This window comes from Ruegeria pomeroyi DSS-3, from assembly GCF_000011965.2.
GTDB classification, from domain to species: domain Bacteria; phylum Pseudomonadota; class Alphaproteobacteria; order Rhodobacterales; family Rhodobacteraceae; genus Ruegeria_B; species Ruegeria_B pomeroyi.
Genome location: NC_003911.12, coordinates 3,733,963 through 3,750,244, shown reverse-complemented (window position 1 = coordinate 3,750,244; position 16,282 = coordinate 3,733,963). Strand labels below are relative to the sequence as shown.

At 63.5% G+C, this 16,282-nt stretch carries 13 protein-coding genes; 9 read left to right on the top strand and 4 right to left on the bottom strand.

The genetic code is table 11. From position 1 onward, the window contains the following. The first annotated feature begins 97 nt into the window (after positions 1 to 97). The 5 genes from SPO_RS17925 (at position 98) to SPO_RS17905 (ending at position 6,475) form a co-directional block, all read left to right on the top strand. Positions 98 to 604 (top strand): c-type cytochrome, encoded by a 507-nt coding sequence (locus tag SPO_RS17925; protein WP_011049218.1) that lies wholly within the window; start codon positions 98 to 100, stop codon positions 602 to 604. A 151-nt stretch (positions 605 to 755) separates the two neighbouring features. After that, positions 756 to 2,687: an extracellular solute-binding protein gene (locus SPO_RS17920; protein ID WP_044028782.1), complete on the top strand. Its 1,932-nt coding sequence runs from the start codon at positions 756 to 758 to the stop codon at positions 2,685 to 2,687. Between the two features lie 9 nt (positions 2,688 to 2,696). After that, entirely contained in the window at positions 2,697 to 3,788 is a 1,092-nt protein-coding gene (locus SPO_RS17915; protein WP_011049216.1) for a microcin C ABC transporter permease YejB, read from the top strand. Between the two features lie 3 nt (positions 3,789 to 3,791). Next, a complete protein-coding gene (locus tag SPO_RS17910; protein ID WP_011049215.1) occupies positions 3,792 to 4,898 on the top strand; it encodes an ABC transporter permease in 1,107 nt (368 codons plus the stop codon). Continuing rightward, a complete protein-coding gene (locus tag SPO_RS17905) occupies positions 4,895 to 6,475 on the top strand; it encodes an ABC transporter ATP-binding protein (protein WP_011049214.1) in 1,581 nt (526 codons plus the stop codon). Before SPO_RS17910 ends, SPO_RS17905 begins: the two co-directional genes overlap by 4 nt. 74 nt (positions 6,476 to 6,549) lie before the next feature. Here the strand turns inward: SPO_RS17905 and SPO_RS17900 are convergent, their stop codons facing one another. Both SPO_RS17900 and hemN read right to left on the bottom strand, forming a co-directional pair. Next, on the bottom strand, positions 6,550 to 8,478 hold the full coding sequence (locus tag SPO_RS17900) for an elongation factor G (RefSeq protein ID WP_044028780.1): 1,929 nt from the start codon (positions 8,476 to 8,478) through the stop codon (positions 6,550 to 6,552). A gap of 257 nt (positions 8,479 to 8,735) precedes the next feature. Beyond that, entirely contained in the window at positions 8,736 to 10,091 is a 1,356-nt protein-coding gene (hemN, locus tag SPO_RS17895) for an oxygen-independent coproporphyrinogen III oxidase (RefSeq protein ID WP_011049212.1), read from the bottom strand. Positions 10,092 to 10,155: 64 nt separating this feature from the next. On the opposite strand from hemN, the gene fnrL reads away from it, so the two are divergent. Continuing rightward, complete coding sequence (gene fnrL / locus SPO_RS17890; RefSeq protein ID WP_011049211.1) at positions 10,156 to 10,899, top strand: transcriptional regulator FnrL; 744 nt, start codon at positions 10,156 to 10,158, stop codon at positions 10,897 to 10,899. Between the two features lie 73 nt (positions 10,900 to 10,972). Here fnrL and SPO_RS17885 read toward each other — a convergent pair whose 3' ends face one another. After that, positions 10,973 to 11,845, bottom strand: coding sequence for a LysR family transcriptional regulator (locus SPO_RS17885; protein WP_011049210.1), 873 nt, complete (start codon positions 11,843 to 11,845; stop codon positions 10,973 to 10,975). A 98-nt stretch (positions 11,846 to 11,943) separates the two neighbouring features. Between SPO_RS17885 and glyA the strand changes: the two genes are divergently transcribed. Both glyA and SPO_RS17875 read left to right on the top strand, forming a co-directional pair. Next, the gene (gene glyA / locus SPO_RS17880; RefSeq protein ID WP_044028778.1) at positions 11,944 to 13,266 is read left to right on the top strand and encodes a serine hydroxymethyltransferase; all 1,323 of its coding nucleotides are present in this window, start codon (positions 11,944 to 11,946) and stop codon (positions 13,264 to 13,266) included. Between the two features lie 56 nt (positions 13,267 to 13,322). After that, positions 13,323 to 13,577, top strand: coding sequence for a GlsB/YeaQ/YmgE family stress response membrane protein (locus SPO_RS17875; RefSeq protein ID WP_011049208.1), 255 nt, complete (start codon positions 13,323 to 13,325; stop codon positions 13,575 to 13,577). A gap of 59 nt (positions 13,578 to 13,636) precedes the next feature. On the opposite strand, the gene SPO_RS17870 is transcribed toward SPO_RS17875, so the two are convergent. Beyond that, complete coding sequence (locus SPO_RS17870; protein WP_030003266.1) at positions 13,637 to 14,476, bottom strand: universal stress protein; 840 nt, start codon at positions 14,474 to 14,476, stop codon at positions 13,637 to 13,639. Positions 14,477 to 14,667: 191 nt separating this feature from the next. Here SPO_RS17870 and ccoN point away from each other — a divergent pair, with 191 nt between their 5' ends. Beyond that, on the top strand, positions 14,668 to 16,275 hold the full coding sequence (gene ccoN, locus SPO_RS17865; protein ID WP_011049206.1) for a cytochrome-c oxidase, cbb3-type subunit I: 1,608 nt from the start codon (positions 14,668 to 14,670) through the stop codon (positions 16,273 to 16,275). Positions 16,276 to 16,282: the final 7 nt, after the last annotated feature.

The window sequence follows — 16,282 nt, the reverse complement described above, 5'->3', positions numbered from 1 at the left end:
TTACATTTTGGGCGTTTGGTCGCGGTGTCTATACCTTGCCTCTTGCGAGGGGAAGCCTTAGACAGCCGCCCAGACAGCTGAAATGGACTCGCGATCAATGTTCGACACGATGACAGTTACCAAGGCCGCTGCCGGCCTGTTCGGCGCTTTCCTGGCGCTTCTTCTCGCCAAGTGGGCGGCCGAGACGGTCTATCATGTTGGTGGCCACGGGGACGAGCCCGCCTATGCAATCGAAGTTGCCGAAGCCGAAGAGGCCAGCGGCACCGAAGAAACCGTCAGCTTTGAAGAGCTGATGGCCTCGGCGGATGCCGCCAAGGGCGAAAAAGTGTTCAAGAAATGCGCCGCCTGCCACAAGGTGAACGGCGAAGACGCCACCGGCCCGCATCTGGATGGCGTGGTTGGGCGCGCGGTCGCCTCGGTTGCCGGTTTCGGCTATTCCGGCGCGATGCAGGGCCACGGCGGCGACTGGACGCCCGAGGCGCTGGATGAATTCCTGACCAAGCCGTCGGCGGCCGTACCTGGCACCTCGATGAGCTTCTCGGGCCTCAAGAAACAAGGCGACCGGGTCGACCTGATCGCCTATCTGCAGAGCGTTTCGAACTGATCGCTCGACACAGACCGGTTTTGACCAAAGGCCGCTGCCCCGTGCAGCGGCCTTTTTCGTTGGTCGGCGTGACTTCACGATTGCTTCACCTATTCTAAACTTGCAACTCCCCACGCTGGACCATTAGCTAACGGCAACAAGATTGGCGCATATGCCAACCCAACCCGGAGGAAGAGCCTTGACCACACGCCCCCGCGCCGCCACCCGTGCCAGAGCATTGGATATCCGGCCAGGTGTGATGCTGCTGTTTGCCGGGCTGTTGCTGATGGCGTTGGCCGGGATTGCCCGCGCCGAGGAAACCATCATCAAAAGTCACGGGTTCTCGGAATTCGGCGATCTGAAATACCCCGAGGGATTCGCGCATTTCGACTATGTGAACCCCGATGCACCCAAAGGGGGCGAGCTGAGCTACGCCGCAGTCGGGACATTCGACAACCTCAACCCGTTCACCCGCAAGGGGCGCGCCGCGGCGAGGTCGGCGGATCAATACGAGTCCCTGCTGTTCCCGTCTTATGACGAACCGGCGTCGTATTACGGTCTCGTCGCCGAAAGCCTGGAGTATCCCGAAAGCCAGGATTGGGTGATCTTCAACATCCGGCCCGAGGCGCGGTTTTCCGATGGCACGCCGATCACCGCCGAAGATGTCGTGTTCAGTCACGAACTGCTGTTGGAGCAGGGTCTGAAATCCTATGCCGAGGCGGTCAGGAAACGCATTCCCAAGGCCGAGGCGCTGGATAGCCACCGGGTGAAATTCCATTTCGCCCCGGACATCCCGCGCCGGGCGCTGATTACCCAGGTCGGCGGCACGCCGATTTTTTCCAAGGCCTGGTTCATGGCCGATCCCGAGAAACGCCGCCTGGACGAGCCGCGCCTTGAGCAGGGAATCGGCTCGGCGCCCTATGTGCTGGACAGCTTCGACATCAACCGGCGCATCACCTATCGCCGCAATCCCGATTACTGGGGCGCGGATCTGAACGTAAATGTCGGGCGCAACAATTACGACAGTATCCGGGTCGAGTATTACACCGACACCATCGCCGCGATGGAGGGGTTCAAGGCTGGCAACTATACCTTGCGGCAAGAGAACAACTCGAAAAGCTGGGCCACCGCCTATGATTTTCCGGCCATCGAAAAGGGTCATGTGATCAAGGCCGAGCTGCGCGATGGCGATGTGCCCAGCGCCAGCGGTTTCGTGATCAACATGGACCGGCCACAGTTTCAGGATATCCGCGTGCGCGCGGCGGTGCAGTTGGCGTTCAACTTCGAATGGACCAACGAGAGCCTGCAGTATGGCCTGTTCCAGCAGCGCCACTCCTTCTGGCAAGGCACCCCGCTTGAGGCGACAGGCCTGCCCGAGGGACGTGAGCGCGAAGTGCTGGAGGCGCTGGGCGATGCACTCGACCCGGCGGTGCTGAGCGAAGAGCCGGTGAGTGCCCACACTTCCAGCCCCGACCGCCAGAACGACCGCAAGAACCTACGCCGCGCGATGAAGCTGCTGGATGAGGCGGGTTGGGCAGTTGACGGCGATGGGATCCGGCGCAATGGAGCGGGCGAGACGCTGAGAATCGAATTCCTGTCGGATGAACCGACGCTGGACCGGATCATCCAGCCGTTTGTCGACAACCTCAAGGTCATGGGGATCGACGCCCGCTACAACCGGGTGGATGACGCGCAATTCACCCTGCGTCGGCGCGACCGCGATTTCGACATGATCATGGGTGGCTACCCGATGTCGCTGCAACCCTCAACCGGGCTCTACCAGCAGTTCGGCAGCGAGGCGGCGGCCTATTCCCTTTTCAACCCCTCGGGTGTGCACGGGCCGGATATCGAACCTCTGATCGACGGGGTTGTCGCGGCCTCGACCACCGAAGAGTTGCAGGCCAACGTGCGCGCGCTTGACCGTGTGTTGCGGGCCAAGCGGATCATGGTGCCGACCTGGTACCTGGGTAAATATTGGGTGGCCTATTGGGACAAGTATTCCTACCCTGAGAACCTGCCGCCCTATGCGCTGGGCCTCGAAGACCTCTGGTGGGTCGATGCCGACCGCGCGGCAGCGTTGAAATCCTCGGGCGCGCTGAGGTAAGCGGGCTTTATGGGCGCCTATATCCTCAGACGATTGCTGTTGGTGATCCCGACCTTGCTCGGGATCATGCTGGTGAACTTCGTGCTGGTGCAGTTCGTGCCGGGTGGTCCGGTGGATCAGGCCATTGCGCAATTGCAGGGTGGCGGTGATGTGTTCGAAAGCTTTGCCGGCCAGGGCAACGACGCGCAGCTGAACAGCCAGACCAACGCGGTGAACGACAGCTATATCGGCGCGCGCGGCCTGCCGCCCGAATTCATCAAGGAGCTGGAAGAGCTATACGGTCTGGACAAACCGGCGCACGAACGGTTCCTGATGATGTTGTGGAACTATATGACGCTCGATTTTGGCGAGAGCTATTTCCGCAAGATCGACGTGGTCGATCTGGTGCTGGAGAAGATGCCGGTGTCGATCACGCTGGGCCTGTGGTCGACCTTGATCGCCTATGCGATCTCGATCCCGCTGGGCATCCGCAAGGCGGTGCGCGATGGCTCGCGTTTTGACACCTGGACCAGCGGGTTGATCATCGCGGCCTATGCGATCCCCGGGTTCCTGTTCGCCATCCTGCTGCTGGTGCTCTTCGCCGGGGGCAGCTATTGGCAGATCTTCCCGTTGCGCGGCCTCACCTCGGACAATTTCTCGGACCTGTCGCTGTTGGGCAAGGTGCTGGATTATTTCTGGCACATCGCCCTGCCGCTGACCGCCTATACGATCGGCGCCTTCACCACGCTGACCCTGCTGACCAAGAACAGCTTTCTGGACGAGATCAAGAAGCAATACGTGATCACCGCCCGCGCCAAGGGGCTGAGCGAAAGCCGGGTGCTGTACGGCCATGTGTTCCGCAACGCGATGCTGATCGTGATCTCGGGCTTTCCGGGCGTGTTCCTGTCGGTCTTTCTGGGCGGCTCGCTGATCATCGAGACGATCTTCTCGCTCGACGGGCTGGGCCGGCTGGGGTTCGAGGCGACGGTGGCGCGCGACTATCCGGTGATGTTCGGCACGCTCTTCGTGTTTGGCCTGATCGGCCTTTTGGTCGGTATCCTGTCGGACCTGACCTATGTGCTGGTCGATCCCCGCATCGACTTTGAGCGGCGGGAGGGTTGAGCCATGCGCCTGTCGCCCCTGAACCAGCGCCGCTGGAACAATTTTCGCCGCAACCGCCGCGCCTTCTGGTCGTTGATCCTGTTTTCGATCCTGTTCGGGGTCTCGCTGTTTGCCGAGTTCCTGGCCAATGACAAGCCGATCCTGGTCAGCTATCGCGGCGAATTGCGGATGCCGATCTTCTCCTTCTACCCTGAAACCGCCTTTGGTGGCGATTTCCGGACCGAGGCGATCTATCGCGACCCCGAGGTGAAATGCCTGATCGCCAGCGGCGGCGTCGAAGACTGTTTCGACGATCCCGAAGGGGTGATCGAACAGATCGAGGCAGGCACCTATCAGGCCGACGGGTTCGAACAGGGCTGGGCCATCTGGCCGCCGATACCCTATTCCTATCGCACCTCGGTCGACCGCCCCGGCGCGGCCCCGCTGCCCCCGAACGAGCAGAACCTGCTGGGTACCGACGATACCAAGCGGGACGTGCTGGCGCGGGTGATCTACGGGTTCCGCCTGTCGATCCTGTTTGCGCTGATCGTGACCTTTGCCGCTTCGATCATCGGGGTGATCGCGGGTGCGATACAGGGATTCTTTGGTGGCCGTACCGACCTGATCATGCAGCGGGTGATCGAGATATGGGGCGCCACGCCGGGCCTTTACGTGATCATCATCATGTTCTCGATCTTTCAGCGCAGTTTCTGGATGCTGGTGATCATCTCGATCCTGTTTGGCTGGACCGCCCTGGTCGGCGTGGTCCGGGCCGAGTTCCTGCGCGCCCGCAATCTGGAATATGTGCGCGCGGCGCGGGCCCTGGGGGTCAGCGACTGGACCATCATGTTCCGCCACATGCTGCCCAATGCGATGGTGGCGACCGTTACCATCCTGCCGTTCCTGGTGACCGGGTCCATCGGTGGTCTGGCCTCGCTCGATTTTCTGGGATTTGGCCTGCCTTCCTCGGCGCCGTCGCTGGGCGAGCTGACCTTGCAGGCCAAACAGAACCTGCAAGCGCCCTGGCTGGCCTTCACCGCGTTTTTCACCTTTGCCATCATGCTGTCGCTCTTGGTCTTCATCTTTGAAGGCGTGCGTGATGCGTTCGACCCCAGAAAGACCTTCTCATGAGTGCGCTTCTCGAGGTCAAAGGGCTGAATGTCTCGTTCCGTCAGGATGGGCGGATCAGCCAGGCGGTGCGCGGCGTGTCCTTCACGGTGAACCGGGGCGAAACCGTTGCGCTGGTCGGTGAAAGCGGCTCGGGCAAGTCGGTCTCGGCGCTGTCCACCGTCTCGCTGTTGGGGGACAGCGCGATTGTCGAAGGCTCGGTCACCTATGACGGGCAAGAGATGATCGGCGCCAGCGAACAGCGGCTGATGGACGTGCGCGGCAACGATATCAGTTTCATCTTCCAAGAGCCGATGACCTCGCTCAACCCGCTGCACACGATCCGCAAGCAGATGGCGGAATCGCTGGCCCTGCATCAGGGACTGGTGGGTGCGGCGGCGCTGGAGCGAATTCTGGAACTGCTGGTCAAGGTCGGCATCCGTGATCCCGAAACCCGGCTCGACGCCTATCCCCATCAGCTGAGCGGCGGGCAGCGGCAACGGGTGATGATCGCCATGGCACTGGCCAACAAACCCGACATCCTGATCGCGGACGAGCCGACCACGGCGCTGGATGTGACCATCCAGGCGCAGATCCTCGAGTTGCTGGCCGATCTTCAGCGCGAAGAGAACATGGGGATGCTGTTCATCACTCATGATCTGGGCATCGTGCGGCGGATCGCCGACCGGGTCTGTGTGATGAAGGCGGGCGAGATCGTCGAGAGCGGCAGTACCGAAGAGATCTTCGCGAACCCTCGGCACCCCTACACGCGCAAGCTGCTGGCGGCCGAACCCAAGGGTCGCCCTGACCCTGTGCCGGCCGGAGCCGAAGAGGTGGCGCGTACCGATCACCTGCGGGTCTGGTTCCCGATCCAGCGCGGCTTTCTGCGGCGCACGGTGGGGCATGTGAAGGCGGTGAACGACGCCTCGATTTCGGTGAGGGCGGGCGAGACGCTGGGCATCGTGGGCGAAAGCGGGTCGGGCAAGACCACGCTGGCGCTGGCGATCATGCGGCTGATCGGGTCCGAGGGCGGTATCACCTTTCGCGGCGAGGATGTGCGCAGCTGGTCCACGCGGGAGCTGCGGCGGTTGCGCAAGGACATGCAGATCGTGTTTCAGGATCCGTTCGGCAGCCTGAGTCCACGGATGACCTGCGCCCAGATCATCTCCGAGGGGTTGGCGATCCACAAGGTCGACCCCCATCGCGCGCCGCGCGAGCTGGTGGCCGAAGTGATGCAGGAGGTGGGGCTGGACCCCGCCACGATGGATCGCTACCCGCATGAGTTCTCGGGCGGTCAACGACAGCGTATCGCCATCGCGCGGGCCATGGTGCTGCGGCCCCGGCTGCTGGTGCTGGACGAGCCGACCTCGGCGCTGGATATGACGGTGCAGGTGCAGATCGTGGCGCTGCTGCGCGACTTGCAGCGTAAATACGGCCTGGCCTATCTGTTCATCAGTCACGACCTGAAAGTGGTGCGCGCGATGTCACACAAGGTCATCGTGATGCGTCAGGGCGATGTGATCGAGATGGGTGAGACCGAGGCGCTGTTTACCAATGCGCAGACCGACTATACCCGCAGCCTGATCGCGGCGGCGGGTTAGGGCGCCGTTTTCCGAAACGGAAAACGGCCCGGAAAACAGATGTTTTCCGGGCCGGAATTCTTGCAGAATTCCGGTCAGCCTGCGGCTGCCGTTTCGCGGGACGGTTTCGGAACCGGGCCGCGCAACTCCTCGTAGTGATCGAAGCTCAACCTGACCCAGCCGGTGCCCCGGCTGGAGCTGGCCAGCATCCGGTGCAGTTCGTCCTCGGCGACGGCCGGCAGCAGGGCGTTGAAGATCTCCCAGCCTGCGGCCGAGGGATGTGCCTCGAACCCAAGCACCTGGCCCTGTAGCCCGCTGATCGCGGGCACCAGGTCGCCGACAAACATCGAGGGCAGGTGAATTTCGGCCCGCATGATCGGTTGCAGCACCACCGGTTTCGCCTGTGGCAGCGCCTCGCGCACTGCCGCCTTGCCGGCGGTGCGGAAGGCATAGTCGGAACTGTCCACCGCGTGATGCTTGCCGTCCTTCAGCGTCACCTTCACATCGACCACCGGAAATCCTTCGGGGCCGCGCGCCAGAGCCTCTTCGGCGCCCTGCGCGACCGAGGGTATATAGGTCTTGGGCACCGCGCCGCCTTTGACCACCTCGTCGAACTGGAACCCGGCCCCGCGCGGCAACGGTTCGACCGTCAGCAGCACATCGGCAAACTGACCGGCCCCGCCGGATTGCTTGCGATGGCGGTGGTGGTGTTCGACCGGTTTCTGGATCGTCTCCCGATAGGCGGTTGCGACCGGCTCCGAGGTGATCTCGACCCCGAAATCCTCGGCCAGCTTGGTCGCGATCCGGCGCAGGTGTTGTGGCCCCTGACATCCCAGCACAGCGTGACCGGTGCCCTCGTCCACCCCCAGATGCAGACCTGGGTCGATCTCGTTCATCCGCGCCAGCGCGCTGGACAGGCGGGCGTCGTCGCGTTCATGCGCCGGGCTGACCAATTGGCGATGGCCTGGCGGGTGGCTGCGCGCCCAGTCGGGCAGATCGCTTGCCCCGGCGCTGTCATAGATATGGCCGGGCCGCAGATGGTCGGATTTCACCGCCAATCCGATCTGTCCGGCCGCCAGCGCGCCGATCTGACTGCGCGCGTCCAGCTCCAACAGGCTGCCGACCGTATCGCCGCCCAGGGCCTCATGCGCCTTGACCCCGTCGCCGAGTCCGCGCAGCACCACGATCTTGCCCATATGCTTGCGCATATCGCCAAAGCCCGCGATGGCGCGTGCCTGCTCGCTGGCCGCATCGCGCCCGGCGGCGATATCGAATTCCGGCGCTTCGTGACGCAATGCCTTCATCATCCGGGTCAGACCGTTCCCATGGTTCGCCGCGCCCAGATAGGCCGGAATCAGTTGGTGATTTTGCGAGACCCGCGCTGCAAGGTCATAGACCTCGGCGCTGGGCGGCTGGCGGTCCTCGATCAGCTGTTCCAGCAGGTGGTCGTCGAAATCCGACAGCGCCTCCAGCAATTCGGCGCGCGCTTCCTGTTCGCGCTCGACCGCCGCGGCGGGCAGTTCGATCAGGGCCGAGGGCTCGCCTTCGCGATACTTCCAAGCTCGTTCCGAGATCAGGTCGACCGCGCCCACCACCTGATCGCCCTCGCGGATCGGCACCTGGCGCAAGGCGATGTGATGGCTGCAATAGGCCTGAAGCGCCGCGACGATGTCGCGGATGCGTCCATTGGGGTTGTCCATCCGGTTGATGAACAGAAAGGCCGGGATACGCGCCTCTTCGACCAGCCGCAGATAGGGAGCGCACAGCACCGCCGCCTCGGGGTCGGGCGGCACCACGATCACCGCCGCGTCCGAGATTGCCATGGCCGGCCCGGCAAAGGCCAGCGCATCGCTACCGCCATCAACGTCGATGGCGCACCAGGGTTCCTCCAAATAAGAAAAACCGTGCAGATGCACGGTTTCGGACAGGTCGAATGTGGTCGGGCGGCTGTCGAGGCGACTGATGGCCTCGACCAATGTGGACTTGCCGGATTGGCTGGGTCCCAGAACGGTGAATACGCGCATGGAGGCTATCCCTTTTCTTGCTGTAATCCTGTCATCTGCTGCGCAATCAGGGGTCGCGCGAATGCGGTCGCATCGCATGCCTGTGGTGCATCTATTCCCTGCCTCGGGGCGAGGTCGCCGCGCTGCCCGGTGCAACCGGTCTCGGGTGCAGGGCGGCCCGCCCTGTCCCGAGTGTGTGAAATCCGGCACTTGGACGTCAAGCCCCTTGCCGCGAATGAGCAGGAAACCCGCAAGGGCAAGGCACCGGTCGCAACCGATCAGATCGCTGAACTGTGCCCGGCCTTGCTGAGGTCATAGGCGTCGAAGAGGCGGGCCACCATTCGCGTCAGCGCGCGCGCCTCTTGCGGGATGAACAGACCGTCAGCGGTGACGCGCAGAAGGCCGTCGAAGGCCTCGTCTGCGTTGCGGAACATCTGGTCCAGCTCTTCGGCGGTAATCTCGTGATCGCGCAGGATCTCGGCCCGGTCGATGCGAAAATCGCACATCAGCGCCTCGATCAGGCGGGCGCGCATCACGTCCTGCCCCTTGAATAGGTGGCCGCGCGCGGTCGAGAAGCGCCCGGCCCGGATTGCAGCGGTATGGGCCGAGGTGGCCGGGGCGTTCTGTGCATAGCCCTGCGGGAAACGCGAGATGGAACTGGCGCCGACGCCGATCAATACCTCGGCCTGATCGTCGGTATAGCCCTGAAAATTGCGGCGCAGCTTGCCGGTTTTCAGCGCCCGGGTCAGGCCGTCCTCCTGGGTGGCGAAATGGTCGATGCCGATCTCGGCGTAATTGTCCCACATGAACAGGCGCCGCGCGGTATCGAACAGGTCGAGCCGCTGTTCCGGCGTCGGCAGCGCGTCCGAAGGAATCAGCTGCTGCCGCTTGGCCATCCAGGGCACATGGGCATAACCATAGAGCGCCACCCGGTCGGGGTTGAGCGACAAGAGCTTCTGCACGCTTTCGGTCATCCGCGCCCGGGTCTGGTGGGGCAGGCCATAAAGGATATCGGCGTTCAGGCTATAGATGCCACGGGCGCGAATCATCTCGACCGCGTCGCGGGTGACGTCATAGCCCTGGATGCGGCCGATGGTTTTCTGGATCTCGTCATCGAAATCCTGCACCCCGATCGAGGCGCGGTTCATTCCCGCCTCGGCCAGCGCGTCCAGCCGGGCCGGGTCGATCTCGTTGGGGTCGATCTCGACCGAGAACTCGGCCTCGGGGCCCAGTGGCACCGTGTCGAAAATGCTGCGTGCAAGGCCGCGCATCAGCTCGGGGTTCAGCAAGGTTGGCGTGCCGCCGCCCCAATGCAGGCGCGACAGGTGCACGCCCTCGGGCAGACGCTCGGCCAGCAGCGCCAGCTCGGCCTTGAGCGTATCGACATAGGCGATGACCGGATTGTCGGTCTGGGTGCCCTGCGTACGGCAGGCGCAGAACCAGCAAAGACGACGGCAGAAGGGGACATGCACATAGAGCGAGATCGCGCTGCCGGGTGCGATGCCCGAAATCCAGTCGCCGAAACGATCAGGCCCCACGTCATTGCTGAAATGGGGGGCGGTCGGGTAGCTCGTGTATCTCGGCACTTTCGCGTCAAAAAGTCCGAGCCGGGCCAATTGTGATTTCGCTATCATGCGAGTACCGTTATGAGAGCGGTCCGTGATGGACCTTGACTCAGATCAAGTAGGACCGAAATCCATGAGCACCCAGCCTCAGCTTTGCCATACCAGTTGCGACGACTGTCCGATTCGGCATCGCGCCGTATGCGCCCATTGCGATGCGGATGAGTTGGAGAAGCTGGAAGAGATCAAGTATTATCGCAGCTTCGAGGCGGGTCAGACCGTGATCTGGTCGGGCGATCAGATGAGCTTTGTCGGCTCCGTCGTTTCTGGCATCGCCACGCTGACCCAGACGATGGAGGATGGCCGCACACAGATGGTGGGCCTGCTGTTGCCGTCGGATTTCGTCGGTCGCCCGGGGCGCGACGGGGCGCCCTATGACGTTGTGGCAACCACCGATCTGGTCATGTGCTGTTTCCGCAAGAAGCCGTTCGAAGAGCTGATGGCGCGTACCCCGCATATCGCGCACCGGTTGCTGGAAATGACGCTGGACGAGCTGGACGCGGCGCGCGAATGGATGCTGGTGCTGGGTCGCAAGACCGCGCGCGAGAAGATCGCCAGCCTGTTGTCGATCATCGCCCGCCGCGACGCTTCGCTGAGCATGCGTGGCGTGAGCGGGCCAATGGTGTTCGACCTGCCGCTGACCCGCGAGGCGATGGCCGACTATCTGGGTCTGACGCTGGAAACGGTTAGCCGCCAGATCTCGGCCCTGAAAAAGGATGGGGTCATTCACCTGGAAGGCAAGCGCCACGTCACCATCCCGGATATGGGCCGGTTGATGGAAGAAGCGGGCGACGACACCGATGGCGGTTTCCTGGTCTGAGACTGTGTGTTTGCGCGGCTCTGCCTCGCGCTACGAAGTGTTTATGGCGAAATGAAGAGATTTGCGCCGGCGATCAGCTCTGGCGGCGCAGCCAGTCGGCCACGCGTTGCGCGGCAGAGCCGGGTGGCAGCGGGCGCGGTGCCCAGAGGCGCAGCGCGCGGGGCAGGGTGACCCGGGTGGCAAAAGGGGCCACCAACTGGCCGCGCGCCAGAAACGGGGCGATCAGTGCCTCGTGTCCCATCAGCACTCCGGCACCGTTCACCGTTTCCTCGACCGCCAAAGCATAGAGCGAGAATTCGGGTCCGCGCGGCACAAAGGTCTGGCCGGGCAGGGCGGTGGCCATCCAGTGCGACCAATCGGCGTGCCAGGTGGTGTCGATAAGACAGGGCAGGTGGCGCAGATCCTCGGGCCGGTGCAACCGATCCGCCAGAGCGGGTGCACAGACGGGTGTGATCGTATCTGCGGCCAGCGCCTCGCCCGGGCTTTCGCCGAAGAACAGGCACAGATCGAAAGGCGCGCGTTTCAGATCGGGCGGCTGTTCCATCGCGGTGACCGAAATCTCGATCTCGGACGCAGCTGCGCGCAGGCCTGGCAGGCGGGGAGACAGCCAGAGTTGGGCGACCGAGGGCAGGGCCGCCACATGCACCACCTGCGGCTTGGCGCCGGTGCGCAGGCCATGGCTGACCGTGGCCAGCCGGTCGAAAGCGCCAGTCAGGTCCGGCAGGACATCGACCGCAAGCGCGGTCAGGTTGACGCCCCGGACGCCACGTTCGAACAGCGGCGCACCCAGCACATCCTCGAGCTGCTTGATCTGGGCCGAGACCGCGCCGGGGCTGACGCCCAGTTCCTCGGCGGCGGCGGCGAATCCGCCCAGCCGCGCGGCGGCCTCAAACGCGCGCAGGGCGTTCAGGGGCAGCGGTCTTGGGCGGGGTGGGGCGACGGGCATCAGAAAGCCTTAGATTTCCTGACCCTAATTTTCCCGGAAACTGATTTGCGCGCAAGGGGTGGTTTGGTGATCCTGCAGGCAGAGATACGGAGGATCCCATGCCACAGCTTGCCGCCCGCCCCTGGGTGCCCGCCCATTGCGAAACCCGCGTTCAGCAAATCGCCGAGACCACGGCACGCGCCGACAGCGATGCCATCGACGCCCACCTGGAGGCGCTGATCGAAGAGAACCGCACCATCCATGACGCGGAATGTTTCAACCTGAACCCGGCAACCAATGTTATGAACCCGCGCGCCGAGGCGGTGCTGGCGCGGGGATTGGGCAGCCGCCCCTCGCTGGGCTATCCCGGCGACAAATACGAGATGGGGCTGGAGGCGATCGAAGAGATCGAGGTGATTGCCGCAGAACTGGCGGCAAAGGTGTTCAACGCGCGCTATGCCGAGATCCGGGTGGGCTCGGGCGCGCTCGCCAATCTTTATGGCTTCATGGCGCTGACCCGGCCCGGCGATACGATCATCGCGCCACCGGCCAGTATCGGTGGCCATGTAACCCATCACAAGGCGGGCTGTGCGGGGCTTTATGGCCTAAAAACCATCGAGGCGCCGGTGGATGCGGATGGTTACAGCCTGGATTTGAGCGCGCTGGCAGAGTTGGCAGAGCGGCACCGGCCCCGGCTGATCACGGTGGGCGGCTCGCTCAACCTGTTTCCGCATCCAGTTGCAGCCGTGCGCGAGATTGCCGACAGGGTTGGTGCCAAGGTTCTGTTCGACGCGGCGCATCAATGCGGCATCATCGCGGGCGGCGCCTGGGCCAACCCGCTGGACGAGGGGGCGCATCTGATGACGATGAGCACCTACAAGAGCCTCGGCGGCCCTGCCGGCGGGCTGATTGTGACCAACGAGGCCGAGATCGCCGAACGGCTGGACGCCATCGCCTTTCCCGGCATGACCGCGAATTTCGACGCGGCGAAATCGGCGGCGTTGGCGATCTCGCTGTTGGACTGGGTCGATCATGGCGCGGCTTATGCCCAGGCCATGGTCGATCTGGCGCAGGCGCTGGCCGCCGAGTTGGAGGCGCTGGGCCTGCCGGTGTTTCATGGCGCGGGCGGGGCCACCGCCTCGCACCAGTTCGCGGTCGAGGCGGCGCGGTTCGGCGGCGGTCAGGCGGCGTCCAAGACGCTGAGGCGGGCAGGCTTCCTGGCCTGTGGCATCGGCCTGCCGATCGCGCCGGTTGCGGGGGATATGAACGGCCTTCGGATCGGCACGCCGGAGCTGGTGCGCCGAGGGGTCACGCCAGAGCATGCCGCCGAACTGGCCTGGCTGATCACCCAAGGTCTCACCGGCAACGATCCCGAAGCGGTGGCGCTGCGCACGCGTGAGATGCGGGCGCGGTTTCAGGGGATGCACCATATCAGGTCGTGACCCGGGCGCGCGTCCATGCTCTAATCGGCCAGAGAAATCGCAAGGGAAACAGGGTGATGCAATTTGACAGCCTTCTGATCCTGCTGCTGGTCGGCGCGCTGGCCGGGTGGCTTTCGGGCAAGATCATGGCCGGGCGCGGCTTTGGCCTTTTGGGCAATATCCTGGTCGGGATCGTTGGCGCGTTTCTGGCCGGCACCATCTTTCCGGCGCTTGGTTTTGCCGTGGGCGGTGGATTTCTGGCCTCGGTGATCCATGCCACGATCGGGTCGGTCATCCTGCTTTTCGTGATCGGTTTGATTCGCAAGGCGTGAACAAAAAAGGGGCCAGGGCGGTTTGTCCGCCCCGGCCCCTCTGACTTTCTGTCCCGGTCTTAATGCGCCATGAACACGGGCACGGTGGCCTGTTCCAGCATGTTGCGGGTGGCGCCGCCCAGGATCGCCTCGCGGAACCGCGAATGGCCATAGGCGCCCATTACCAGCATGTCGGCGCTGGTATCGGTGGCGTGGCGGTTGAGGATGTCCGACACCCGGGTCATCGTCTTGCTGAGAACGTCGATTTCCACCTTGACGCCATGACGCGCCAGCATCTGGCTGAGCAGGCCACCCGGATCCGAGCGGTCGGGGCCGTGGCGCGGCGGGTCGATCACCACGATCCGCACCAGATCGGCGGCCCGCAGGAAGGGCATCGCCAGCCGGATCGCGCGCATCGCCTCGACACTCTCGTTCCAGCCGAGCAGCACGGTGCGCGGCTGTTTCAGCGGCGGCGCATTGTCGGGCACGACCAGAACCGGGGCGTGACCCTCGAACATGGCGGCCTCGACGATCGGCTCGGCCTCGCTGCCGCGATCCTCGCCATAGGGGCGCGACAGCACCACCAGGTCGGAAAAGCGGGCGCGATGGGCGACATGGCGGCCCAGATCGGCGATCTGGGCGACGCCGCTTTCGGCGGACCAACGCACACCGGATTTGCCCAGAGTGTCCTGAGCCAGCGTCAGCACCTCTTCGGCTTCGGCATTGGCCCGGTTCAGGGTTTCCTGAAGGATCAGCGCATTGGCGCCCGCATAGTAATAGCCGGTCTGGCTGCGATCGACGCCCAGGCACAGGGCCTCGGCATGGGCGTCCTGCGCTTCGGCCAGGGCAACCAGTTGAGCCAAGGTTGCCGGAGCGATCTTGGGATCGGTCAGAACGGTCAACAGGGATTTATAGGCCATCATGAACCTCGTGCGTACGTTTTGCCCGGATCGGCCCGGGCGTTTCAATTGAGATATGCGTCTCACACATTTCGGGGTCGCGTCTTGATGCAGATCAAAGCGGGTTTTTGCTCAACTCTTCAATTAAGCGACCAGTCTAATCCGTCTGGCGTGGCGTGAGAATCGCGCGGGACAAGGCAAAGGGACGCAATATGTCGAACTATATCAAGCTCATCGCGCTTGGTCTCATCGCGCTGTTCGCGGCGATGGGGATCAACTATGCGCGCGACGTGGCTTACATGGTGCATGCAGTCATCGTGCTGCTTGTCTCCGGTGGGCTGTTCATCTGGACGCTGCGCAAGACCGACGAGGCCCGCGGTCTCCTCGATCTGTCGGGCGAATACATGGACGATGTCGTCCGTTACGGTGTCATCGCAACCGCATTCTGGGGCGTCGTCGGCTTTCTGGCCGGGACGTTCATCGCATTTCAACTCGCCTTTCCGGGGCTCAATTTCGAATGGGCCCAGGGGTATGCAAATTTCGGTCGCCTGCGCCCGCTGCACACCTCGGCGGTGATTTTCGCATTTGGCGGCAACGCGCTGATCGCCACCTCGTTCTATGTGGTCCAGCGTACCAGCGCCGCGCGGCTCTGGGGCGGCAACCTGGCCTGGTTCGTATTCTGGGGGTACCAGCTGTTCATCGTGTTGGCGGCAACCGGCTATCTGCTGGGCGGGACCCAGTCCAAGGAATATGCCGAACCCGAATGGTACGTTGACCTGTGGCTGACCGTGGTCTGGGTCGCTTATCTGGCCGTGTTCCTGGGCACGATCATCAAGCGCAAGGAGCCCCACATCTATGTGGCCAACTGGTTCTATCTGAGCTTCATCGTCACCGTCGCCATGCTGCATGTGGTCAACAACCTGACCATCCCCGTCAGCATCTGGGGCAGCAAATCGGTCATCGTCTGGCCGGGTGTGCAGGACGCGATGGTGCAATGGTGGTACGGCCACAACGCCGTGGGCTTCTTCCTGACCGCCGGCTTCCTGGGCATGATGTACTACTTCATCCCGAAACAGGCCGAACGTCCGGTGTTCAGCTACAAGCTGTCGATCATCCACTTCTGGGCGCTGATCTTCATCTATATCTGGGCCGGTCCGCACCACCTGCACTATACCGCGCTGCCTGACTGGGCCTCGACGCTGGGCATGGTGTTCTCGGTCGTGCTGTGGATGCCCTCCTGGGGTGGCATGATCAACGGTCTGATGACGCTCTCGGGCGCCTGGGACAAGCTGCGCACCGACCCCATCATCCGCATGATGGTGATCTCGGTCGGCTTCTACGGCATGTCCACCTTCGAAGGCCCGATGATGTCGATCCGCGCGGTGAACTCGCTGAGCCACTACACCGACTGGACCATCGGTCACGTGCACTCGGGTGCGCTGGGCTGGAACGGGATGATCACCTTCGGCGCGCTCTACTTCCTGGTGCCCGTGCTGTGGAAGCGTGATCGCCTCTACTCGCTGAAACTGGTGAATTACCACTTCTGGCTCGCCACCATCGGTATCGTGCTCTACGCCGCCTCGATGTGGGTGACCGGGATCATGGAAGGCCTGATGTGGCGCGAAGTGGATGCCAACGGCTTCCTGGTGAACTCGTTCGCCGACACCGTGGCCGCCAAGTTCCCGATGTATGTGGTGCGTGGTCTGGGCGGGGTCCTGTACCTCACCGGTGCCATCATCATGTGCTACAACCTGTGGATGACCGTTCGGAAGGCACCGGCCAAAGAGGCCAGCCTGTCCGTCGCGGTCCCGGCTGAATAAGGAGGGC